This window comes from Pseudarthrobacter sulfonivorans, assembly GCF_014712225.1.
GTDB classification, from domain to species: Bacteria; Actinomycetota; Actinomycetes; order Actinomycetales; family Micrococcaceae; genus Arthrobacter; species Arthrobacter sulfonivorans.
On record NZ_JACXBW010000012.1, the window covers coordinates 83898 to 107667 of the forward strand.

Sequence of the window (23770 nt, forward strand, 5' to 3'; positions counted from 1 at the left end):
TCAGGTTGGTGACGTGTCCGAGCGGCCGAAGGTGCAACACTCGAAATGTTGTTTGGTGTCAAAGCCAACGTGGGTTCAAATCCCACCGTCACCGCCAAGTAGCAAACAGCCCCGGTTCCCTTTCTATAGAAGGGAACCGGGGCTTTTGCTTTGTCCGGGATGTACTCGTTGGCAATGGCGGTGAGCCGCCAGTCTCAGTGCGGTGCGGCAGTTAGTGTTCGGAACCTGCCGCCGCAGCCTTCTTGGCGCTCTTCTCGGCGTCCTTCCCGGCGCGCAGGGCCTCCGTCTCGTGCTGTTCCTCGGCTTTTTCCCGGTGGATGACTTCTGCGAAGAGCTTCTCCATCTCCTTGGCCACGCCGGCAGCTGAGGCCGGGTTCTGGCCGGTCACCAGCCGTTCGTCAACGACGACTATCTCCTCAAAGACACCAGCGGAGACGTGAGTGGCGCCCTGTTCCTCCAGTCGGTCTGCCAAAAAGAACGGGATGACCTTGTCCTTCCCTGCGGCAACCTCCTCGTCGTTGGTGAAGGCGGCCACCTTCCGGCCCTCGACGAGGCGAAGCCCGTTCTCCAATTCCACGTTCAGCAGTCCGGCCGGCCCGTGGCAGACGGCGCCCACCAACCCGCCGGCGTTGTAGACGCTGGCTACGAGGTTCTGCAGGCCTTTGCTGTCCGGGAAGTCCCACATGGTGCCGTGGCCGCCGACGAGGTAGACGGCGTCGTACTGTCCGGGATCAACGACGTCGACGCGGGCAGTGTTGTAAAGCCCCGCGCGCGTGGTCTCGTCCTTCGTGAAGGCGACCTGGATGGGATCTTCCGAGTCCACCTCATCACGCGGGGGCTGGCCGCCCTTGATGGATGCGAAGTCGACGAAATGCCCGGAATCCTTGAAGACCTTCCAGGGGTGTGCTGCCTCGGCCACGTTGTAGCCGGTCTTCTCTCCGGTGTCGCCGATCTCGGAAACGCTGGTCAGTACCATGAGAATTTTCTTCATGAAGTGCTCCTATCGTCCGACTTCCACCCTACGCCCAGGCCAATTCAGGAGACCTAGTCCTTGCCCGTTGCCTCGACCCAGTGAGAACGCACGAGGGGAGGCGTTGCGGCCGTGGCCGGGAATCACGTCGTGATCGCAGCAGGAACTGACGGCCCCTTTGTGCTGCTCGCCGGCTGGGGCCACGTACCGTCCAGGTACGCGCGGGGCAGCCGGTGAAGGCGGCCGATCCCGTCGGCCAATGCGTAACTCCGGCAACAGCCACCGAGCCGCACGTGCATGTCCAGGTGACTGATTCGGCTGGCTGGAGATGGATAAGGGAGTACCAGGCGAGAATCCCGCCGATCTGCCCGTCGTGGATCCCGAGGTCGGCGAATGACGCGGCCCGGACCGGAACGTAGCGACTTCGCCCAGTGCGTTGACCGTCTTCTCGGTGCGTACGTACTGTTGAGCACCATCATCCGCACCGCGGAGCCACCCAGGAGAACACCATGCATGGTGAAGACAAAAGCGAAGTCCTCTGGCTGCCCATACCCGAGGAGCAGGACTATCCGAACGCTGCCAGCTACCCCCCGGTAACGGCGGCCCGCAGCCACACCGCATTTGCCGGACACCAGACAGAACGTTAGACAGAGAACCAGGGCACCAGCAGAGGAGGCCCGTGTCATTTCTTCAGCTTTCCCTGATCGCCGCCGTCGCCCTGCTCGGCCCGCTGCTCGCACTACCCCAAAAGTGGCACCTTCCCGTGGTGCTGGGGCAACTGCTGGCGGGGATAGCCATCGGGCGGACAGGGCTGGGGCTGGTGGATTCCACGGACCCCACGTTCACCTTCGTGGCCGACGTCGGATTCGCGTTGATCATGTTTGTTGCGGGCTCCCATGTTCCCGTCCGGGATAAGGCAATCCGTCCTGCCCTCGGTGCGGGCGCCCTGCGGGCAGCCATCGCCGCGGGGCTCGCCGCCGTCGTCGGAATCCTCATTGCCTTGCTTTTCGGCACCGGCCATGCACCCTTGTACGTGGTTCTGCCGGCGTCCTCGTCAGCGGCTCTCGTGCTGCCCATCATCGACTCCCTGCGGCTGTCCGGGCCCAAGGTCCTGACCACCACGGCGCAGGTGGCAATCGCCGACATCGCCTGCATTGTGGCGCTTCCGCTCGCCGTCGACCCGCCAAACGCCGGGAGGGCGGCCCTGGGAGCCGCGGCGGTGGCCGGCTGCGCGGTGGTCCTTTACTTTGTCCTCCGTGCCCTGGAGAACAGCGGCACGCGGGCCCGGCTGCACGACGTTTCCGAGGACCGGAAGTTTGCCCTCGAACTGCGCATCCAGCTGGCTTTGCTGTTCGCGCTGGCGGGGCTGGCTGTTGCAGGACACGTCTCCATCATGCTGGCCGGGTTTTCCTTCGGCCTGGTGGTCGCCGCCGTCGGCGAGCCGCGACGCCTGGCGCACCAACTATTTGCTGTCAGCGACGGATTTCTTGGGCCGGTGTTCTTCGTCTGGCTGGGCGCCTCACTGGATCTGCGTGCCTTGACTGGCAGCCCCCGGATGATCCTGCTGGGGGTGTGCCTGGGCCTCGGGACCCTGCTGGTGCATGGAAGCCTGCGGCTCCTGGGCCAACCGCTGCCACTGGCGATCATGACGGCATCGCAACTCGGTGTTCCGGTGGCCGCGGCCACCATCGGATCACAATTGCACGTGCTGGAGCCGGGCGAAGCTTCGGCCATGATTCTGGGTGCGCTCATCAGCATCGGAGCCAGCGCCGCCGCCGGCTCGCAGGCGGCACGGGCGTTCGGGAAGGGCATGCCGCCAACTCCCTATGGTGCAAGCCCGCACCCACCAAAGAACGCGCTGTAGCTCAGAGCTTGTCGGTCTTGTCCTCGCCCCGGTGCCCGCCGCCGCGGAGGTTTTCCTGGACCTTGCCGAAAAGATCCTTGATGGTGGATTCGGTGTTCGTGAGCATGTCCGGCTGCAAATACACGTGCTGGCTGCCCGGGAGGCTGTAGTTGGACTGCAGGCCGCCGCTTCCTTGCACGCCGCGCAAGGCGATGGTGACCCCGCCTTCCTTCCGTGCGATGGCTGCGATCTTGCCGAATACCAACGTGAATTCGTCCGGTTCGAAGCTGACGGTCTGCCCGACATGGGTTCGGTTGAGTTCGCTGGCCAGAACGGCTTTCTCGTTGCCAGTCCCTGAGTAGTTCATGGTGTGTCTCCTGAGATTGTCGGCGACTTACGCGAGCAGTTTAGCCCTGCCCCCTGACGGGGTACATAGCCCCACCGCCCGCCCTCGGATCCGACACGCGGGACGGGCTTGGGGCCGGGCGCGGGCCCTGCAAGACTGGAGCCGAAGCCACCAGCGACCTTCCAGGAGCACACATGACGCCGGAGCACCGCACCCCCACTCACCGGAACCGCCTTACCGAGCTGTTCGGCACGGAGGTTCCGGTGGTCCTCGGACCCTTCGGCGGGGTGTCCTCCGTGGAACTGACGGCAGCAGTGAGCGACGGCGGCGGGCTGGGTTCCTACGGCCTGTACGGCTACACTGCCGACGCCATCCGTGACACCGCCGCCCAGCTCAGGAAGGCCACTGCGAAACCCTTCGCCCTCAACCTCTGGGTTCCCACCGGTGACGAAACAACGTCGATCCCCTCAACGGACTTCGACAACTACGCAGCAACCCTGAAGCCCTATTTCGACGAAGTGGGCCTGCCCGTTCCGGACATGCCCGAGCGCTACATGCCCGACTACAACGAGCAGGTGGCCGCCACGCTGGAGGCGGAACCCGCCGTCGTCAGTTTTGTGTTTGGGGTGCCGGCCCCCGAACTTGTGGAGGAGGCCCACCGGCGGGGCATCGTGCTCGTGGGCACCGCCACCACCGTGGCCGAAGCCGTAGCCCTGGAAGCGGGCGGCGTGGATGCCGTGGTTGCCAGCGGCGTGGAATCCGGCGGCCACCGGGTCTCATTCCTCAAGCCTGCGGAAGAGTCGCTTACCGGCACCTTCGCCCTGGTCCCGCAGGTGGCGGACGCCATCAGGATTCCGGTGATCGCGGCGGGCGGCATCGTGGACCGCCGCGGCTACGCGGCCGCACGCGCGCTCGGCGCCGACGCGGTGCAGGTGGGCACAGCCTTCCTGGCCACCCGGGAATCCGCTGCCGTCCCGGCCTACCGCGCCATCCTTCACAGCCCTGCCGCGAGCGAAACGGTGCTGACGCGCGTCCTCAGCGGACGGCTGGCCCGCGGCATCCCCAACCGCATCATCCGCGAACTCTCCAAGGCCCCGGCAACCGCCCCGTTCCCCGCCCAGAACTGGCTGACCGGCCGTTTCCGGCCCCAAGCGGCAGCACAGGGGAACACGGAGCTGATGTCGCTCTGGGCAGGCCAGGGCGCGCCGCTGATCCGCCATGACTCCGCCGCTGACGTCCTCGCTGAACTTCTCGCCGGCAGCCCTGTTTTGTAAGCTCGATATGTTCGCGGAGGTTCCGCGGGCAAACGCGGGGAACCCCGCCCTTGGACCGGAGGAAAATTCTTGGCGAAAAAGACCGGCAGGTCCAAGACCAAAAGCAAGAACCAGCGGCACCTCAAGGCAGTGCCACAGGCCCCCAAGATGCCCCTGCAGTTGGTCCTGAACCACCGGGCCGTTGATTCCATGGCTGTCGAGTTCATTCGCTGGCACGGGACTGAATCCCCTGATCCTGCCGACGCCTTCGAGTGCCTCGAGCTGGTCAAACTCTTCCTCACAGCCCAGCACGCCATCGACGGTTCAAGCTCTGTCACAGAAATTCCCGGTGAAAGCGTTGAGCCCGCCGTTGGGTCGATTATTGCGGCGTTGGACCCGGAACAAACTGAGGAGGCCCTGGACGACTTCTACTTCGCCCTGCATTCTTTCGGCCACTTCCTCAAGGAGACCGGCCGCTGGACGGGCACCGAAGAGGCCTACGAGGAACTTCACTCGGTGCTGGGCAGCGGCATCGAGTCGGCAGCCCCGAGCCTCCCGGATATCCTGGTGCCCCAGCTCAGCGATAAGGAGCAGGACGCCGCATTCAAAACCATGCCCCTGATCCAGCGGGCGTCTTCCCTCCTGGCGTGGCTGGGCTCGGGCAAGGAAGTCACGGCCACCGGTGCCCTGCGGCTCAAGGACATCGAGGCAGCCGCTGCTGCGGTGGAGGTGCAGGCCCGTGGGAAACGCGGCGCGCGGACCGTCCGGTCCCGCGAAGAGCCCGGGGTTTCCGGCCAGCCGGATGCGCCCCTGGAGGTGAGCACCATGTTCGATGTGCCGGTGCTCCGGGAGGTCTGGACGGCACTGGTCGGCGCCGGCCTCATCACGCTCAGTTCCACCCGCGCCGTCCCCGGCCCCGCAGCGGCCGCCTGGAACAGTACCAAGCTTGCAGAACGGCTGGACATGCGCCGCATGCTTTCCGTGGTCCTTCTCGTCCGGGTCCTCAGCGAATCGGACGACGCGTGGGACCGGGAAACGGTGTCCGAGACGCTGTGCACCGTCTTGGCCTACGGCACGACAGATGATCCGGTGCCCGTGGCGCACCTCGAAAGTCTGGCGGCGATGGACCCGGACGGACGCTTCGCCGATGACACCGGGCTTGCGGATCCGGAGCTCGCCGAGAGCCGCCTCGAGGACATTTATGCATCGGTCGCAGCCTTGGAGGCTCAGCATCGGCTTTCCCTGCTTGCTGAATTGGGGCTGGTGCAAGCCAAAACTGACTATCGTGTTCCCCCGGTGGCCGTCCAGTGCGTTGATTTGGCCTTGGGTTTCCTGGATCCCGCTCCCGAACCGGCCGACGGTTTGGAGTCCGAGTCCAACGTTGTCCCCCTGCACGGCCCGTCACACACTGGCCGTCTGCCCAAAAATCGATAGAATCTGAACGTCGTCGTGCAGCGTTGCACGACCCGCAGCGCTGCACGCCCCCACCGGCAGCACCGAAACAAGGGAGGAACAGTGCGCGCTCACCACGCCCGGGCACCCTTCCATTTCCTGCGCGCTGCCTCGCTCTCCACCGGGATCCTCACCCTTGCCGCCGGGGCCCACGTGCTGGGCGGCGGGGAGCTACCGGCCCCGGAAATCCTCCTCGCCGTTCTGGCGCTCTCAGTCCTGGCGGCCACCACGGCTACCCGGCTGAAGCTGAATTTCGCCGCGATGATCGCCGTGCTGGGAGCCGGACAGTTTGCCCTGCATGAAGTCTTTACGGTGTTCAGTACGCCCGTGCCTATTTCCCACCCGGCGGCAGACGCCCACCACCTTTCCGCCGCGGCGATACCCGCCCTCGACGCCGCCGCACACGTCCACGCCCTGGCCAGCACCACGAGCATCCTGATGCTGGCGACCCACGCCCTGGCCACCGCCGCGTGTGCGCTCCTGCTCGCCAAAGGTGAGGCCGCCCTCTGGGCCCTCGCCGCCTGGCTTAGACCCCTCGTCCGGCTCCCGGAAGCAGTAACGCCCGACGCCGGCGCCCCCCGGGCGGTGCCCCGCACCCCTGCGGTTCTCCCGCGCCGCCCCTGGCGGAACCTCAGGCAGGACAGCCGACGCGGCCCGCCTTCCGCCGTCGTACTTCCCTAACCCAGCCCGAACCGGACTTCACCGGCTGGCGGGCCTGACCCCGTACTTCCGCATGCCTGCAACAGGCATGCGTCCGAAAGGCATACCCATGAACACCACCGCACTTCGCCGTACCCTCACCCCGGCAGCCGCCGCTGCCGGCGCCGCAGCCCTCCTGCTGACCGCCGCCACCGGCGCGTCCGCCCACGTAGGCGTCAGCCCGGACAAAACCGCAGCCAACTCCTACGCCCTGCTGACCTTCGGCATCCCGCACGGCTGCGAAGAGTCCGGCACCACCAAGGTGGCCATCACGCTGCCGGCCGAACTCAACGACGCCCAGCCCACGGTCAACCCCAACTGGACCGTGGAAAAGGTGACCGAACAGCTGGCGGAGCCCAAGAAGCTGGCCGACGGCAGTTCCATCACCAAACGCACCAGCCAGATCGTCTACACGGCCAAAGCACCGCTGGCCCACGAACTGCGGGACGCCCTGGTGCTGTCCGTGAAGCTGCCCGACGCGGCCGGCACCACGCTGTATTTCCCTACCCTGCAGAGCTGCGAGACGGGACAGACTGACTGGTCTGAGATCGCCAAGGACGGCCAGGACCCGCACTCCCTGAAAGCGCCCGCGCCGTCCATCACCGTCAGCGAGGCGGCGGACGCCCACGCTTCGGCTTCCCATGCGGCCTCGACTACTGCCGCCGGCACCGAGCAGGCCGCCGCCGTGACGGACAGCGGTGCGGACGCCCGCAGCTGGGCAGGCCTCGCCGCCGGGCTCGGCGGACTGGTGCTGGGCGGTGTGGCCTTCGCGCGCAGCACCTCGAGGCGCAAGGCTGAGTCCGCTCCGTAACGTTGCGGAGTTTGATGCCCGGATCATCACGATCCGGGCATCAAATCCCCACGCCGCCCCGTGGCTTCGTTGACTCCGGTCACGGCAACAACAAAGGTTATGCCATGACGTCTCAGCGCATTTCACAAGGGTTTTTGATTACGACGGCGGTCGCCGCGGCAGCACTGATGCTCACCGCGTGCGGTTCAGGCCAAGCGCAGCCGCAGGGATCCTCGGCACCCGGCACCGACTCAGCCAGCCCCGCCCCTACCTCCGCGGCTCCGAGCGCTTCCCAGTCGCCGTCGTCGTCCGCGCCCAGCACGTCGGCGGGCCCCTTGCTCTGCAAGGCGGCCACCCTGTCCGCCGCCACCGACGCCACCGGAGGCGGGGCTGCCGGCAGCGTTTACATGACACTCACGCTGACCAACACCGGCACTGCGCCATGCGTCCTGAAGGGATTCCCCGGCGTCTCCCTCGCTGCGGACGCCAACGGCGACCCCATCGGTGCCCCGGCGAAACGCGACGAGTCAACGCCTGTTGCGGATGTCCTGCTGGCGCCCGGCCAGGGCGGCAAGGCCGTGCTCCGCTACACCCACGCAGAAAACTACACGGACTGCACCCTGACGCCCGCGGCCGGTTACCGGATCTATCCCCCGGAGGACACAGCATCCCTCTTCCTGGCCCAGCCCACCCAGGCCTGCAGCAACGCAGCCATCGAACTGCTGACCATCGGAGCGTTCCAGCCGGCCTAGGCACGGGCCTATGGGCGTAACCGCCGGTGATAAGTACACTTAGCTTCCATGACGTCCCTCTGGCTGGACCGCGAAAAGACCTTCAGTTCCGACCATTTCCAGGCCGGCACAAAGTACGACACCGTAGTCGCCGGCGCCGGGCTGACCGGCCTGGTCACGGCGTTGTTGCTTGCCCGGTCCGGGCAGCGGGTCCTGGTCTTGGAAGCCCGGTACCCAGGTGCCGTGACAACGGGGAACACCACGGCCAAGGTCAGCCTGCTGCAGGGCACAGTTTTGGGCTCGTTGTCCCGGCAGTATTCGGACAAGCAGGTCCAGGCGTACGTCGAGGCGAACCGTGAGGGGCAGGCGTGGCTGCTGCGCTACCTCGACGAGAACGCCTTGCCATACCAGCGCCGGGACGCCTACACCTATGCCACCACCGGCGACGGGGCCGAGCGCCTCCGCGAGGAACTGATCGCGGCCACCACGGCGGGACTCAACGTGGAGTACGTGCTCGACGCCGGCCTTCCCTTCCCCATCCAGGGCGCCCTGATGCTGGCAGACCAGGCCCAGATCAATCCCATGGACGTTTTGGACGCCCTGCTGTTGGACGTCCGCGCCCGCGGCGTCACCGTGGCGGGCGGGGTGCGGCTGCAGGATGTCACCGGGCGGGGCCCTGTGACGGTTCAAACGGATCAGGGCAACGTCACGGCTGACCACGTAGTTCTGGCCACCGGAACCCCGGTACTGGACCGGGGCCTCTACTTCGCGAAACTGAAGCCGCTCCGCTCCTACGCCGCAGCGCTTGAGCTGCCGCAGGGGCTGACACCGCCGCCGGGAATGTACCTCTCCGCCGAAGAGCCCACGCATTCCCTGCGCGACTATGAAGCGGACGGCCGCAGGCTCCTGCTGGTGGGCGGGCACGGGCATCACGTGGGGCGGACGCCGTCGGAAAAGTCCCACCTTTCGGACCTGCTCGACTGGGCCGGCACGCAGTTCCCCGGCGCCTCGGCCACCCACACGTGGTCGGCCCAGGACTACCAGGCCACCAATCTGATGCCGTTCTTTGGCAAGCTGCCGCGGGGGCGGGGAAGGATCCTTTTCGGCACCGGCTACAACAAGTGGGGCATGACCAACGCCGTGGCCGTTGCCCTTGGCATCTCCGCCGACATCCTGGGCGGAAAGCTCCCATGGGCGGATACCATCCATCACCGCATCACATCGCCCGCCGGCGCTGCCCACGCCGTAACCCTTAATGCCAAGGTGGCTGCCAACCTCGCCACCGGCTGGGTGAAGCTCGCCTCTGACGCTGCGCCACCGCCCGACGGCGCGGGAAAGGTGTACCGGGACGGTGCCCGTCCGGTGGCGGTCTCCACCGTCGGGGGAACCACGTGCAGGCTCTCCGCCGTCTGCACCCACCTAGGTGGAATTGTGCACTGGAACGACAGCGAACAGACGTGGGACTGCCCGCTCCACGGCTCCCGCTTCAGCAACGACGGGCAGCTCCTCGAAGGCCCTGCCACCAAGAATCTTCCGCCGGCAGGGAAGGGTTGATTCGTCCAAAGGGAGGGCCCGGCAATCCTGTCGGTGGGGTAGGGCATGATGGAGGAATGCAGGAGCAGCAACCGCCGGTAGCGGGCCCGGATGCCCTTACCGGCACTCCCATGGGCCGGTTCAGCCGGCCCACCCGGGACTGGTTCCTCGGCGCCTTTTCGGAGCCAACGCCTGCCCAGGACGGCGCCTGGAACGCCATCTCGTCAGGCTCGCATGCCCTGGTGGTGGCGCCCACCGGCTCCGGAAAGACCCTCGCCGCGTTTCTGTGGGCCCTGGACCGGCTGCTGGTTTCGGCTCCTGCCCTTGAACTGCCCGGCCTGGACGTGGCGCCGGCCAAGGGCCGCCGGCCGCGGCCGCCCAAACGCAAGACGCGTGTCCTGTACATCTCACCGCTGAAGGCCCTCGGGGTGGACGTGGAGCGGAACCTGCGCGCACCGCTGATCGGCATCACCCAGACGGCCAAGCGGCTGGGACTGCCTGCCCCGCTCATCACGGTGGGGGTCAGGTCCGGTGACACCACCGCGGCGGACCGCCGATCGCTGCTCAGCAACCCGCCGGACATCCTGATCACCACGCCGGAATCGCTGTTCCTCATGCTCACGTCGAAGGCAAGGGAAACCCTCACCGAGGTGGACACCATCATCGTTGACGAGGTCCACGCCGTCGCGGGCACCAAGCGGGGAGCCCACTTGGCGGTTTCGCTGGAACGGCTCGACGCCCTCCTGCCCAAGCCCGCCCAGCGGATTGGCCTGTCTGCAACGGTGGAGCCGCGGGAGCTCGTGGCCCAGTTCCTGGCGGGCTCCGCTCGGGTGGAAGTGGTGGCGCCTCCTTCGCGGAAGACCTGGGACCTGACCGTTTCCGTGCCTGTGGAGGACATGTCCGACCTTCAGGGTGCCGCGGGGGCCTTCGACTCCGGGCCGGCTTCGGGGCTGCAGCCGCAGGCGTCGATCTGGCCGCATGTGGAGGAAAAAATCGTTGACTTGGTGCTGCCCAACCAGTCCACCATCGTGTTCGCCAACTCGCGCCGCCTTGCTGAGCGGCTCACTGCCCGGCTCAACGAGATTTACGCCGAACGTCAGCTCGTGGCAGCCGGTGGTGGCTGGGGAGAGTTTGATTCGCCGGAGTCTTTCGGTGGTGCCGGGCGGGTGCCCGGTGGTGTATCGGCGCCTGGTGGCATCCCGGTTTCCAGCGGACTTCCGGTCTCCACAGCCACGCCCGCCCACATGATGGCGCAGGCCGGCAGCACCGCGGGAGCCGATCCCTTGCTGGCCCGCGCCCACCACGGGTCAGTTTCCAAGGACCAGCGGGCACTCATCGAGGACGACCTGAAGTCCGGCCGGCTGCGCTGCGTTGTGGCCACCTCGTCCCTGGAACTGGGCATCGACATGGGCGCTGTGGACCTGGTGGTGCAGGTGGAGTCCCCGCCGTCGGTGGCCAGCGGCCTGCAGCGCGTGGGCCGGGCAGGCCACCAGGTCGGCGAAATCTCCCAAGGTGTGCTCTTTCCCAAGCACCGTGCGGACCTGGTCCACACCGCCATCACGGTGGAGCGGATGCTCGAGGGGAAGATCGAGCGACTGTTTGTCCCCGCCAATCCCTTGGACATCCTGGCGCAGCAGACCGTTGCCGCCACCGCCCTGGGCAGCATCGACGTGGAGGAATGGTTCGCCACGGTCCGGCGGTCAGCGCCCTTCGCTTCCCTCCCCCGTTCTGCGTTCGAGGCAACCCTTGACCTGCTGGCGGGGCGCTATGCCTCGGACGAGTTCGCCGAACTGCGGCCACGGATCATCTGGGACCGCAACGCGGGCACCATCGAGGGCCGCCCGGGCGCCCAACGGCTGGCCGTCACCTCCGGCGGGACCATTCCGGACCGGGGGCTCTTCGGCGTCTACATCATCGGCACCGAGGTTGAGGGCTCAGCGTCGCCTTCCGGTGACGGCAAGACGTCCACCCCCTCGCCGGCCAAGGGCGGACGCCGCGTGGGCGAACTGGACGAAGAGATGGTCTACGAGTCCCGGGTGGGCGACATTTTTGCCCTCGGCGCCACGAGCTGGAAGATCGAGGACATCACCCACGACCGCGTCCTGGTCTCCCCTGCCTTCGGCCAGCCCGGCAAGCTGCCGTTCTGGAAAGGTGACTCGCTGGGCAGGCCGGTGGACCTGGGCCGCGCCCTGGGGGCGTTCGTCCGCGAACTATCAGCGTCCGACGTCGGCCCTGCCACCGAGCGCTGTACGGCCGCTGGACTCGACGCCTTTGCCGCGAACAACCTGATCCAGTATCTGAGCGAGCAGAAGCTTGCCACCGACGTTGTCCCGAGCGACACCACCCTGGTGGTGGAACGGTTCCACGATGAACTGGGCGACTGGCGGGTCATCCTCCACAGCCCGTTCGGCATGCCCGTGCACGCGCCGTGGGCACTCGCCGTCGGGCAGCGGCTCCAGCAGCGGTACGGCCTGGACGGCTCCGCGATGGCCGCTGACGACGGCATCGTGCTGCGTGTTCCCATGATGGAGGACGAACCGCCCGGGGCTGAGCTGTTCCTCTTCGATCCCGAGGAATTGGAGCAGATTGTCACCGCAGAGGTGGGCGGCAGCGCCCTGTTTGCCTCCAGGTTCCGGGAATGCGCCGCGCGTGCACTGCTGCTGCCCCGCCAGACGCCGGGAAAACGGCAGCCGCTGTGGCAGCAGCGCCAGCGGTCGGCGCAGCTGCTCGATGTGGCGCGGAAATATCCCACGTTCCCCATCGTGCTGGAGACTGTTCGCGAGTGCCTTCAGGACGTTTACGACCTCCCGGCGCTGAAGGACATCGCCGCCTCGGTGGAACGCCGCGAGCTGAGGATCGTCGAGACCACCACCCAGCAGCCGTCGCCGTTCGCCAAGTCCCTGCTGTTCGGGTACGTGGCGCAGTTCCTGTACGAGGGCGACTCGCCGCTGGCCGAACGCCGCGCGGCGGCCCTGGCACTGGACTCGACGCTCCTGAACGAACTGCTGGGGCGCGTGGAACTCCGCGAACTGCTCGACGCGAAGGTCATCGACGCCACCGAGCTCGAACTCCAGCGGCTTGCGCCGGACCGCCGTGCCCGCGGCCTGGAAGGCGTAGCGGACCTGCTCCGGCTGCTCGGCCCGCTGACACCCGAGGAAGTCGCTGCCCGGCTGGACCCGGCAGTTGAACCGACCGCACCCGCGGTGGTTGAACCAGCCCCGGAGGTTGAGCCTGTCGAAACCCCGCATGCTGATACCGCCCTTGCCGCCACCCACCTGGCGGCACTGCAACGGGCCGCACGCGCCATCAAGGTCAACATCGGCGGGGCTGAGCGGTTTGCCGCCGTCGAGGACGCAGCCCGCCTGCGCGATGCCATCGGCGTGCCACTGCCCATGGGCGTCCCGCTCGCCTTCATCGAACCCGTAGCCGACCCCCTCGGCGATCTCGTCTCCCGGTATGCCCGCACGCACGGACCGTTCACGGCGATGGAAGCTGCCGCACGGCTAGGCCTCGGGGTGGCCGTAGTTGGCACGGCGCTGAAGCGGCTCGCCGCCGACGGCCGTGTGGTGGAAGGCGAGTTCCGGCCGCACGCTGCGCCGCCGGAAAGCCCGGCCTCGGGGCCGGAGGAAAAACCGCAGCCGCTCCCCCAGGAACAACATCAGGAACCGCAGCAGTCGGCCACCACCAGCGAGTGGTGCGACGCCGAAGTCCTCCGGAAGCTCCGGCGTCGTTCGCTGGCAGCACTGCGCGCCGAAGTGGAACCGGTGGATGCCGCCGCCTATGGCCGTTTCCTCCCCGCCTGGCAGAATGTCCGAACCCCGGGCGCCGGCGGCGGGCAGCCGTCCCTGCGCGGGCTGGACGGAATTGTCACGGCGATCGACCAGCTGTCCGGGGTTCCAGTTCCCGCTTCGGCGTGGGAGCCGCTGGTGCTGGCGAGCCGGGTTTCGAACTACCAGCCCGCCATGCTGGACGAGCTCATGGCCGCCGGAGAGGTCCTGTGGTCCGGGGCCGGCGCACTTCCCGGCAATGACGGCTGGGTGAGCATGCATCTGGCCGATTCCGCAGACCTGACGCTGAACCCGGCCGTCGAATACGAGCCAGGGGACGCGCAGCAGCGTTTGCTCGACCACCTTCGAAACAACGGCGGCGGCTATTTCTTCCGCCAGCTGACGGACGTCGCAGGCGGCATGGACGCCGTCCTGAGCGACCAGGACGTGGTTTCGGCATTATGGGATCTGGCCTGGGCCGGCCGCATCACCGGCGACACTTTTGCGCCGGTCCGCGCCCTCATTGCCGGTGGCCATACCGCCCACCGGCAGGTGGCGCGCGCACCCCGGGCACGTGCACCGCGGATGAGCAGGCTTGGCCGTTCCCACGGCACCGGCCTCTTGGGGTCCTCGGGGGTGGGTTCGCCCGGACTCAGCGGCGGGCGGTACGGCTCCTCGGGCGGAGTGGCGGCCACTCCGCCGCTGGCTGCCGGACGATGGTCGGCACTGCCTTCGCCTGAACTGGACGCCACCATCCATGCCCGTGCGACGGCGGAATTGCTGCTGGACCGTTACGGCGTGGTGACACGGGGATCGGTGATGGCGGAGCAGATCCTGGGCGGGTTTGGCCTGATGTACAAAGTGCTGGCCAGGCTGGAGGAGGCCGGCCGCTGCCGGCGCGGGTACTTCATCGAGCATCTCGGTGCCGCCCAGTTCGCCGTGCCGGCGACCGTGGACCGGCTGCGCTCCTATTCCGAGGACAGCCAGCTGGCGAAACCGGAACCGGTTGCCCTGGCACTGGCGGCCACCGACCCCGCCAACCCGTACGGTGCAGCCCTGGCTTGGCCGGCTCTCAACGAGGAAGCCGGCACCGGCCACCGGCCGGGACGGAAAGCCGGGGCCCTGGTAGTGCTCGTGGACGGCGCCCTCATCCTGTACGTGGAGCGTGGCGGCAAGACCTTGCTGGCCTTCAGCGATGACGAAGCCATCCTCGCAGCGGCCGGCACCGCGCTGGTGGGAGTGGTCACCCGCGGCGCCGTGGACAAGCTGATCATGGAAAAAGTCAACGGCCACGACATCCTGGACACCGCCGTCGCCAAGGCGCTCGCGGCCGCCGGCGCCTACTCCACTCCCAAAGGACTGAGGATCCGTGCCTGAGACTGGGAAAATGCAGTTCGGGGAAGTGAGGATCCGTGCCTGAGGGTGATTCGGTCTGGCGGGCCGCCGCCCAGCTGCACCAGGCCCTGGCCGGGCAGACGCTCACGGCATCCGATTTCCGGGTGCCCCGCTTTGCCACCCTCAATCTCGCCGGCTGGACCGTGACCGAGGTTGTGCCGCGCGGCAAACACCTCCTGATGCGTGTGCAGGGACCACCGGACGAACGTGACGCGGGGGAACAGGTACGGAGCGAACAGGTACGGAGCGAACAGGTACAGGGCGAACCGATCCCGGGCGATCAGGCCCCGGAGCGGCGAAGGCTAACCATCCATTCACACCTGAAAATGGAAGGCACCTGGCAGGTCTATCCGCCCGGGGGACGGTGGCGCAAGCCTGGATTCACTGCCCGGTGCGTGCTGCGCACGGCGGTGGCGGACGCCGTCGGCTTCTCCCTGGGAATTGTGGAGGTGGTCAGGACCGCTGATGAGGACAGGGTCGTGGGTCACCTGGGGCCGGATCTGCTGGGCCCGGACTGGGACCTGGCCGAGGCCGAACAGCGGATCCGCGCGGCGCCGAATGTCCCCATCGGTGTTGCCCTCCTGGACCAGCGCAATCTGGCGGGCATCGGCAACATCTATCGGTGCGAGGCCTGCTTTCTGTCCGGGGTGCACCCGGCGACGCCCGTCTCAGGTGTCCAGGACCTCCGGACCCTCATGACGGACGCCAAGCAACTGCTGGAAGCAAACCTCGGCCCCGGTCGCCGGGTCACCATCCTCAATCCCCGCGGGATGCCGGTGGGACGAATGGCTGGCAGGCCGGGCTACTGGGTTTACCGTCGCGAACACCAGCCATGCCTGAAATGCCGTACCCCCATCCGGCGCGGTGTACTGGGAAAGCTCAACGGCGAGGAAGAACGGGACATCTACTTCTGCCCGAAGTGCCAGCCTCTGATGGACCAGCCGCTGGTGGACTAGCCCCTGGTGGCCTGGCCGCTGGTGGCAGGGGACCGAAGTGCGTCACTCTCCCGGGACTCGGGCGCCACGGCTTCCTTGACGGGAACCGGCACCATAAACCGTGGCAGCAGCAGTTGGACCAGGGGGCCGATAGCCAAGGCGTAAACCACGGTGCCCACCCCCACGGAACCGCCCAGCAGCCACCCGACGCCGAGAACCACTACCTCAATCAGGGTGCGGGCGATCCGCACCGACCAGCCGGTCCGGCGGGCCAGTCCCGTCATCAGGCCGTCCCTGGGGCCGGGGCCGAACCGTGCGCCGATGTAGCAGGCGGTTGCAATGCCGTTCAGCACCACGGCCCCGACGAGCATCGCGATCTGGCCGCCGAGGTGGGAGAACGCGGGAATCAGCGCCAGACCCACGTCGGCGAAGACCCCTACCAGGACCGCATTGGCCAGCGTTCCAAAGCCGGGCTTCTGCCGCAGCGGGATCCACAGCAGCAGCACCAGGAAGCTCGCGATGATGACCACCACGCCGATGCTCAACCCGGTCCTGCCCGCAACGCCTTGGTGGAACACATCCCAAGGGTCCAGCCCCAGTCCGGCGCGGATGAACAGAGCCAGTGATACGCCGTACATGGCCAGGCCGACAAAAAGCTGGAGGAGTCTGCGGGTCAACATAACGACAACCCTGCCAGAGAACTGGCATTGAATTACATAGCCAGTTTGAGATACTGGCTTTATGTCCGCATCCCTGAACCCGTCCGCACTGGCACGCCTCCTGGGCCAGTGGCACCCCGGCGCCGCACCCGCCTACCGCGAGCTGGCCGACGTCGTCCGCCTCCTGGTCCTGGACGGCCGGGTGGCCCTTGACACCGCGCTGCCGAGCGAGCGGGCCCTGTCCGAGGTGCTGGGCGTCAGCCGAACAACGGTGACGGCCGCGTACGCCCTCCTCCGCGAGGAGGGCTTCCTCAGCAGCGGGCAAGGCTCGCGGGGCCGGACCCGGATTCCGCGCCTATCGCCCATGGGATCCGCTTTCCCCGCCAGCCCGGCGTCGGGCACTCCGGGGCGCCCGGCGGCGACGCCGGGGCACGAAGCCACCGAACTTGGATTTGTCCCACCCGGGCTCGCGGCACCCGGGCTTGCCGCCCCCGATGGACTCATCGACCTCGCGTACGCATCGCTGCCGGCCAGTGGCGAAGTGGTGCATCGCGCGTTCGCAGCAGCCCTCACCGAACTGCCCGCGCTCCTGCCGGGCTTCGGCTACGATGCCATCGGCCTGCTCCCCCTGCGCGAGGCTGTGGCCGCGCGCTACACCGCCGCGGGCGCGCCCACCACTGCCGAACAAATCCTGGTGACGTCGGGAGCGCAACACGCCTTGAACATCATCATCCGTGCGCTGGCCGGGCGGCAGGACAGGGTTTTGGTGGAGCACCCCAGCTACCCGAACGCCCTGGACGCCATCCGGGCCGCAGGCTGCCGGACCATCCCTGTGGCGTTCACTTCAATGCACGACGCCGGCGCTGGCCGCGGTCCCGGCGCTGAGGGATCCGCGGGCGGCTTGCCCGCTCCGGCGTGGGACATGCAGGCCCTGCGCGCCGCCATGATGCAGCAACGCCCCAAGATGGCCTACGTTGTGCCGGACTTCCACAATCCCACCGGTCAGCTGATGCCCGACCGCCAGCGCCGCCAACTGGTCCGAATCGCAGCGGACGCCGGATCTGTCCTGGTGGTTGATGAGACGCTTCGGGCGTTGAACCTCGACGGCGCCGTGACCACTCCCGTGGCTGCCTTCAGTCCTGCGGTGGTAACCATCGGCTCGCTCAGCAAATCCCACTGGGCCGGTCTCCGGACGGGCTGGATCCGCGCGTCGGAACCGATGATCCAGCGGTTTGCCGCGGCACGGTCGTCCCTGGATTTGGGCGGACCGGTCATGGAACAACTGGCTGCAGCGCACCTGGTCCGCGCCCTGGATGAACCCCTTCCCGCCCGGCTCGGCGCCCTCCGGGACAGCCGCGCCGCCCTGCTGGAACTGCTGGCCGGACACCTCCCGGAGTGGCAAACGGAACGCCCGGCCGGCGGCCTGTCCGTCTGGTGCAGGCTGCCGGCGCCTGTCAGTACCGCACTGACGGTCATCGCCCCGGATTTTGGCATCAGGCTCGCCGCCGGGCCACGCTTCGGCGTCGGCGGCGCCTTCGAACGCTACCTCCGGGTGCCGTTCACCCTGCCGCCGGAACAGCTGGAGACAGCAGTCCTGGCGTTGCGCTCAGCCCAGGACAGACTCCATGCCGCCCCGCAGCTCCGCCGCACCCTGAAACCGGCCCCGGCCGTGGCCATCGCATGACACGCGAATTCGCAATCGACGCGCAGATTCCCCGCCGACGCGCAAAATACCTGGCGCGCCCGATATATGGCCGCGTCAGGTATTTTGCGCGTCGAAATGCAGTTCCCGCGTCGACAGATCTCCTAGACGTAGACCTTTTCCAGGAACCCGTCCCAGGCCTTGGCCGTGGCTTCCGGATCGCCGCTGCCGCTGAAGTCGTGGACCGTCATGCCCACCGGAGCGCCGAAGGCGTTGCGGCCAAAGAACCGGTACATCGCGTCCGCGGTCCGCAGTCCCAGGAAGTGCTCGTTGACGAAGTCCACTTCCCCGGACAGCCGCCCGACGCCGTCGACCTCCATCTCCACCGCTGAACCCTGCGCGGCAGAGTCCACGCCGAGGGCTTTCTTCAGCCGGTCGAATCCGTCCGGCGCCTGCGAGGCCGCGGGTCCCTGGATGTCCGTAAACACCACCGGCTGCCCGTCGAAGTGCGCCAGGTACTGGCCGAGCGTGTGGAGGTAGAACTCGGTGTGTCGGCGCGCACCGTCGTACTGCTCATCCCAGTTGTCGGCGAAGATCCCACTGTGGACGTAGTGGAGCTTGGCGCGGCCGCCGTCGAGCGGTTCAAGGACGTGCTCCAGCTGGTTGAACCAGCCGTCAGGGCCGTCCATTCGGGAGACCAGATGCGTGGGGTACTCCTGGACCGTTTTGACGTCCGGCCACTGGTCAGTGGGAAACATCCAGGCCGGGGTACCTTTGGTCACGGCCTCCCAGACGCGCTCGGGAGTGCCCGGCAGTTCGGCGTCGTAGACGATCTCAAATTCGCGGTTATCAGTCATTGTCCTGCTCCTTCGCTGAGGTGGTTTTGGTGGGGGCCTTAAGTACGGGGTGAAGCGCGACGACGAGCCGATGCTTCCGCCCGCCGCCCGCGCCGCTACCGCCCGCGCCGCCGTCGTGGTATTTGTCCACCAGCCGGGTCACCGCAACACCGAGTTCCTCGGCAAACGCGGCCCGGTCCGAGGCGGTCCGGAAGGTGATCTCGCCGTCGATCGCGAACGTGGCGAGCTTCTGCCGGGCCGCGGCGGCGCCGGCGATCAGCTTGCCCACTTCCTGGACCATCCGGCCTGCGAGCGCCAAGAGCCAGAAGGCGGAAAAGCGGTCCGAAAAGCGGTGCGGATCCGGCGCCACCGATGCGAGCGCAACGGGGGAAATCAGGTAGGAGGCCGCCGTCGCCTGGAGGACACGTTCGGTGACGTTCCCTTTCCGCCGCTCCTCCACGAGCTCCACCAGCCCGTGCCGTTCGAGGGCCTTGAGGTGGTAGTTGACCTTCTGCCGTGGCAGCCCCACCTTGGCTGCGAGCTGGGTGGCCGACCCCGGCTCCGCCAGCTCCCGGAGGATGCGCGTGCGGATCGGGTCCAGCGACGCTTCCGCCGCGGCCGGATCCTCGATCACTTCGATGTCCAACATGCTTCAAGTATGGTTACCGACAACTTTTATTGTCAAGAACTTTTTTTCCGTCGGATATGCGCTCGTTTGCGGGCCTGCCATCGACGCCCGCACCGGCCCGAAGCACGCACAGCGGGCCCGCAACGCAAAGTAGAATGGACCGGTGATGCAATCCCCCCTCCCCGTGCGCGACGGCGTCAACGCCACCCGCCTGCGCCTCCCGGACGAGGGGCCGTGGACCACCGCGATGGACTACATGATGCACCGCTGGGGCCACATCGATCCGCAGGGCATCGAGGACCGGTTCGACGCCGGCGAGATCGTGGGCGAGGGCGGCGTCCCGCTGGACCGGGCCACGAAGCTCGATGACCACACCTTCATCTGGTACTACCGCACCCTGCCGCCGGAGACCCGCATCCCGGTGGACATCAGCATTCTGCACCAGGACGATCACCTGCTGGTGGTGGACAAGCCGCATTTCCTGCCCACCACCCCCGGCGGAACCTACATTCAGGAATCGGCGCTGGTCCGGCTGCGGAACCAGCTGAACCTGCCGGACCTGATCCCCATGCACCGCCTGGACCGCATGACTGCCGGGGTGCTGCTGCTGTCCACGAATCCGGAGACGCGCGGCAAGTACCAGGTGCTGTTCGAGAAGCGCCAGGTGCAGAAGGAATACGAGTGTGTTTCCGCCGCGGAGCCCGCGGCCGGGTATCCCGCCGTCGATTTCCCCGTGGTGGTCCGCAACCGGATGACCAAGTCCCGCAGCTACCTGCTGGCCGAAGTGATCGACGGCGAACCGAACGCGGAGACCCGGATCGAACGCCTGGAAACGCTCGACGGCGTCGCCTCCCCGCGGACGGCCGTCACCGCCAGCGCCGGCAACCAGGGCACGCACCGCCGTGCCCGCTACCGGCTTGAACCGCACTCCGGGAAGACTCACCAGCTCAGGGTGCACATGGCCTCGCTCGGCCTCGGCATCGTCAACGACACGTTCTACCCCGACCTGCTGGACAAGGCTCCGGACGACTACGCCAAACCGCTGCAGCTGCTGGCCCGCGGCATCCGGTTTGTGGACCCCATCAGCAAGCAGCCCGTCGAATACCGCAGCGCACTGGAACTCAGCGAGGCTGTTCAAACACCGCGCTGAACGAATCCTCCATCTCGGAGCTGAACAGCACGAACTCCACCCGCTCAAGGGTGCTCTCCGGATGTGAAGCACCAAACCCGGTAACGGCGTCGTGCGCTGCCTCCGCCACCTGCCGCCCGGCCCAGCCGTAAACGCCGCCACCCACTGCCGGAAACGCGATGGAACCGGCGCTCAGCGAATCCGCCAGCCGCAGGCTCTCGCTGAAGCAGGAAACCAGCAACGCCCGGTTGGTCTGCCCCGCGCGCCGGTTCGGTCCCACGGTGTGGATGACCCAGCGGGCCGGGAGCCGGAACCCGGGGGTGGCGACGGCGGCACCCACCGCGAGACCGTGCGGCAGGTCGGCGGCGCGGAGTTCGCGGCAGGCGGCCAGGAGTTCGGGCCCTGCAGCGCGGTGGATAGCTCCGTCCACCCCTCCGCCGCCCAGGAGCGAGGAGTTGGCCGCGTTGACGATCGCGTCCACGGCGCGGGTGGTGATATCGGCCTGGAGGATGCTGATCCGCATGCGGCCAGTTTCCCACGTGCCGGCTCGCGGATAAATGGGTGGATGGTCCGCAGGCGTCAGCTCAGAGGCCCTGCATCACCGCAGCCGAGGCACGGAGCCAGGCCTCCCGCGTTTCCGGCTGCAGCGCCTGGTAACTGAGCGGTCCGCCGGCCACAAGGGAGCTGTCATAGGGAACGTCGAGGACTTCCCTGGTGAGGCTCTCGAAGTGAGCCCGGGTCCGCCGATGCAACTGCACATCCGTCTGCAGCGACGGTGCGGCGAGCAGGGTCACGGCGTTGCTGACCTTGTCCTGGTAGCCGCGTTCGCGCAATCCGTCCACCAGCCAGACGGCACTGGCCACGGTGTCTTCGCGCAGCGTGGAGACGATCACCAGCTCGTCCGCCGCAGCCACAGCCGCTTCCCAGTTGGAGGACCGCATGTTGTTGCCGGTGTCCACCATGATGATCCGGTAGAAACGGCGGAGCGCCGAGTGCAGCCGGTCGAACTCACGGCTTCCGATGGTGGCAGCACCGGCGGCGTCCTCGTCCGAGGCCAGCACATCGAACTGCGCGGAGCCCTGGTAGCGGACGAACCGGTCCAGGTCCCCGATCCGGCCCAGGACCGGGTCCTCGAAGCGGTCCACCTCCTGCAGGAGGTCAACGGCCGTGGCGGTGTGCCCGGCCATCGGTGCCCGCCACCCCAGCGTGCCGCGCGTCTCGTTGTTGTCCCAGGCGAGGGTGTAGCCGCCGCGCTGGATGCCCAGCGTTGCCGCCAGGAGCAGCGTTGCGGTGGTCTTATGCGCACCGCCCTTGGGGTTGACCACAACCACGGTCCGGGGGCCATCAAGCCGGCGCTGGACATCTTCGACAGCCTGCAAGTGGGCGCGTTCCCGGCGCCCGGGTGCGGGGCTGATTGAATTGCCGGTGAGCCGCCGGATGGCACCCTGCCAGCCGGTCACGGCCAGGGCTGACGGTGGCGTCGGCCGGTCGGCGAGGAAATCCTGCAGGGTGGGGACGTCGTCGCCCGTTTGGGGCCAGGGCACGGATCCCGGCAGGCCCCCGGGCACAGACCCGGAAGCTGCAGCGGCGGCCGAAGCCTCGAAATGCGACGGCGAGCGCAGCGGAGCCGGGGGGACGCTGTTGTCGGGCATGGCCGCGGGGTTGACGGGCATGGCCGCGGGGTTGACTGCAATAGCCATGGCGGACCTTCCTTTCTGTAGTGGCTTCCCCATCTGTGGTGGCTTCCCTGCCCCGGGCTGCACCGCCCGGAGGTGCCGTGGCACCACGGCCTCAGGCTCCGCCGTCGAACGCAACAGGCGCCTGCCGAGGCGCCGGAAGAGGGCGAGCAGGCCGGACAGCAGCCGGTACAGCAGGATGGCCAGGCCGACTATCGGCAAGGACAACATGAGGATGGACAACATGGAGAGCGCCGCAGCGGGCGGATCGCCCGTCTCAACGGCGGCGGCAGCAAGCCCCGCGTGACGCCGGATGGCGGTGGCCGTTTGCTCGATGATCGCGGGCAGGTTGACCAGCATCCAGCCGAGCGAAAAAACCAGGACCGGCACTACGGTGACAACCCACACCGTGACGATGCGGCGGGCGAACGGGCGGAGCTGGGTGACGAGCGGATCCACGGGGCGGCCCGGGATGAGGCTGAGCAGGACCGGGCGGATCCGGTTGAACAGGTCGGGGACGCCGGCAATATCGGCCAGCACGAAGTAGCCGTCGAAACGCAGCGTCGGCACCAGTTGCTGGATCATCTGGAAATGCATCAGACCGGCCGCGAGCAGGAAGAATCCCTGTTCGGTCAGGAGGTACGCTCCGCCCAAACCGATCAGGCAGAGGCAGTTGAAGTACAGCCCGCCAAGGTCGGTGCGGATCCGGCCTGCCCGGCCCAGGCGGTATGAGTCAGTGACGTTGGTGAAGAACGCGGGAAAGACAAGATATACGCCGACGCCGATCACCCCGGGCCGCGCACCACCGTACCGGCACGCTGTGGCATGCCCCAGTTCGTGAACCACGGCCGCCAGCGTCAGGAGCGCAAAGATGCCCAGCAGCAGCGCCGGGGTGAGCAGTATCTGCTCCAGTGACGCCATAAAATCGCTCCTGGCAATCACCAGGACATCGACAACCACCAGCGCCGCCAGGACGGTCACCACAACGGGACCCCAATAGAGCGGCGCCAGGACCGAGGCCAAGGCATTGACCGCCTTCTCCGGAAGAAGCGTGCCTTTCAGCCGCAGTGCCAGCAGCGGGTCGGCCCGTGGCGCGGCCGCAGCCTCGGCCGGATCGGCGGCGTTGTCCCTCACCAGCCCCATCGGCGCGAGTCTGGTGTCGATCAGGTGGAGCAGCCCGCTCACACCCAGCTCGCGGCCGTAGGCATCGCTGATGTCGCGTGCCGCGTCGTCAAGGGATTTCTCCGCCGAGATGGAAAGCATCACCAGGTGGAGCAGCTCCGAGAGTTGGACAATCTGCCCGTCACCACGCTGCAGCAGGAAGCTGTGGTCCTTAAGTCCCGAGCCTTCAACCGGCCCGAGAAAAATAATCCCGGGCGCCGGGACCCAGCGACTTAGAAACGCAGCATCAGGTGTTGCTGTCACTTTCCCCGCCAACTTGTCATGTTCCCCACAAAGGGCTTAGCCACTAGGAACAGCGGGCATG

19 protein-coding genes and 1 tRNA gene are annotated in these 23770 nt (G+C 67.5%); 13 read left to right on the forward strand and 7 right to left on the reverse strand.

From position 1 onward, the window contains the following. Positions 1-7 precede the first annotated feature (7 nt). A tRNA-Ser gene (locus tag IAQ70_RS15790) sits at positions 8-97 on the forward strand. A 114-nt stretch (positions 98-211) separates the two neighbouring features. Here IAQ70_RS15790 and IAQ70_RS15795 read toward each other — a convergent pair. Then, positions 212-991, reverse strand: a complete 780-nt coding sequence (locus tag IAQ70_RS15795) for a type 1 glutamine amidotransferase domain-containing protein (protein ID WP_190990270.1) — start codon at positions 989-991, stop codon at positions 212-214. A 488-nt stretch (positions 992-1479) separates the two neighbouring features. Between IAQ70_RS15795 and IAQ70_RS15800 the strand changes: the two genes are divergently transcribed. Further along, complete coding sequence (locus tag IAQ70_RS15800) at positions 1480-1617, forward strand: hypothetical protein (RefSeq protein WP_190990271.1); 138 nt, start codon at positions 1480-1482, stop codon at positions 1615-1617. Between the two features lie 32 nt (positions 1618-1649). Further along, the gene (locus IAQ70_RS15805; RefSeq protein WP_190990272.1) at positions 1650-2834 is read left to right on the forward strand and encodes a cation:proton antiporter; all 1185 of its coding nucleotides are present in this window, start codon (positions 1650-1652) and stop codon (positions 2832-2834) included. A gap of 1 nt (position 2835) precedes the next feature. On the opposite strand, the gene IAQ70_RS15810 is transcribed toward IAQ70_RS15805, so the two are convergent. Then, positions 2836-3180, reverse strand: coding sequence for a hypothetical protein (locus tag IAQ70_RS15810; RefSeq protein ID WP_190990273.1), 345 nt, complete (start codon positions 3178-3180; stop codon positions 2836-2838). Between the two features lie 173 nt (positions 3181-3353). On the opposite strand from IAQ70_RS15810, the gene IAQ70_RS15815 reads away from it, so the two are divergent. The 8 genes from IAQ70_RS15815 (at position 3354) to IAQ70_RS15850 (ending at position 15735) form a co-directional block, all read left to right on the forward strand. Further along, positions 3354-4433, forward strand: a complete 1080-nt coding sequence (locus IAQ70_RS15815; RefSeq protein WP_190990274.1) for an NAD(P)H-dependent flavin oxidoreductase — start codon at positions 3354-3356, stop codon at positions 4431-4433. Positions 4434-4502: 69 nt separating this feature from the next. Further along, the gene (locus IAQ70_RS15820) at positions 4503-5846 is read left to right on the forward strand and encodes a hypothetical protein (protein ID WP_190990275.1); all 1344 of its coding nucleotides are present in this window, start codon (positions 4503-4505) and stop codon (positions 5844-5846) included. A gap of 81 nt (positions 5847-5927) precedes the next feature. Then, positions 5928-6545 (forward strand): hypothetical protein, encoded by a 618-nt coding sequence (locus tag IAQ70_RS15825; RefSeq protein WP_190990276.1) that lies wholly within the window; start codon positions 5928-5930, stop codon positions 6543-6545. An 88-nt stretch (positions 6546-6633) separates the two neighbouring features. Further along, the gene (locus IAQ70_RS15830; protein ID WP_190990277.1) at positions 6634-7374 is read left to right on the forward strand and encodes a YcnI family copper-binding membrane protein; all 741 of its coding nucleotides are present in this window, start codon (positions 6634-6636) and stop codon (positions 7372-7374) included. A 104-nt stretch (positions 7375-7478) separates the two neighbouring features. Next, the gene (locus IAQ70_RS15835) at positions 7479-8105 is read left to right on the forward strand and encodes a DUF4232 domain-containing protein (protein ID WP_190990278.1); all 627 of its coding nucleotides are present in this window, start codon (positions 7479-7481) and stop codon (positions 8103-8105) included. Between the two features lie 48 nt (positions 8106-8153). Next, complete coding sequence (locus tag IAQ70_RS15840; protein ID WP_190990279.1) at positions 8154-9638, forward strand: FAD-dependent oxidoreductase; 1485 nt, start codon at positions 8154-8156, stop codon at positions 9636-9638. Between the two features lie 56 nt (positions 9639-9694). Continuing rightward, positions 9695-14761 carry a DNA glycosylase AlkZ-like family protein gene (locus tag IAQ70_RS15845; protein WP_190990280.1) on the forward strand — a complete coding sequence of 1689 codons (5067 nt, stop codon included), beginning with the start codon at positions 9695-9697 and terminating at the stop codon, positions 14759-14761. Between the two features lie 35 nt (positions 14762-14796). Then, complete coding sequence (locus IAQ70_RS15850) at positions 14797-15735, forward strand: Fpg/Nei family DNA glycosylase (RefSeq protein ID WP_190990281.1); 939 nt, start codon at positions 14797-14799, stop codon at positions 15733-15735. Here the strand turns inward: IAQ70_RS15850 and yczE are convergent. Further along, the gene (gene yczE, locus IAQ70_RS15855) at positions 15732-16394 is read right to left on the reverse strand and encodes a membrane protein YczE (RefSeq protein ID WP_223860147.1); all 663 of its coding nucleotides are present in this window, start codon (positions 16392-16394) and stop codon (positions 15732-15734) included. The two genes, IAQ70_RS15850 and yczE, sit on opposite strands and share 4 nt — an antisense overlap. 61 nt (positions 16395-16455) lie before the next feature. On the opposite strand from yczE, the gene yczR reads away from it, so the two are divergent. Further along, positions 16456-18057, forward strand: a complete 1602-nt coding sequence (gene yczR / locus IAQ70_RS15860) for a MocR-like transcription factor YczR (protein WP_190990282.1) — start codon at positions 16456-16458, stop codon at positions 18055-18057. 122 nt (positions 18058-18179) lie between these two features. On the opposite strand, the gene IAQ70_RS15865 is transcribed toward yczR, so the two are convergent. Both IAQ70_RS15865 and IAQ70_RS15870 read right to left on the reverse strand, forming a co-directional pair. Further along, positions 18180-18872 carry an SRPBCC family protein gene (locus tag IAQ70_RS15865; RefSeq protein WP_190990283.1) on the reverse strand — a complete coding sequence of 231 codons (693 nt, stop codon included), beginning with the start codon at positions 18870-18872 and terminating at the stop codon, positions 18180-18182. Next, positions 18865-19500, reverse strand: coding sequence for a winged helix-turn-helix domain-containing protein (locus IAQ70_RS15870; RefSeq protein ID WP_190990284.1), 636 nt, complete (start codon positions 19498-19500; stop codon positions 18865-18867). The genes IAQ70_RS15865 and IAQ70_RS15870 overlap by 8 nt, the downstream gene beginning before the upstream one ends. A 145-nt stretch (positions 19501-19645) precedes the next feature. Here IAQ70_RS15870 and IAQ70_RS15875 point away from each other — a divergent pair, with 145 nt between their 5' ends. Next, positions 19646-20629 (forward strand): RluA family pseudouridine synthase, encoded by a 984-nt coding sequence (locus IAQ70_RS15875; RefSeq protein ID WP_190990339.1) that lies wholly within the window; start codon positions 19646-19648, stop codon positions 20627-20629. Here the strand turns inward: IAQ70_RS15875 and IAQ70_RS15880 are convergent. Together IAQ70_RS15880 and IAQ70_RS15885 are read right to left on the reverse strand one after the other, a co-directional pair. Beyond that, the gene (locus tag IAQ70_RS15880) at positions 20601-21131 is read right to left on the reverse strand and encodes an O-acetyl-ADP-ribose deacetylase (RefSeq protein ID WP_190990285.1); all 531 of its coding nucleotides are present in this window, start codon (positions 21129-21131) and stop codon (positions 20601-20603) included. The genes IAQ70_RS15875 and IAQ70_RS15880 overlap by 29 nt on opposite strands. Before the next feature lie 61 nt (positions 21132-21192). Beyond that, positions 21193-23709: a MinD/ParA family ATP-binding protein gene (locus IAQ70_RS15885; protein ID WP_190990286.1), complete on the reverse strand. Its 2517-nt coding sequence runs from the start codon at positions 23707-23709 to the stop codon at positions 21193-21195. Positions 23710-23770: the final 61 nt, after the last annotated feature.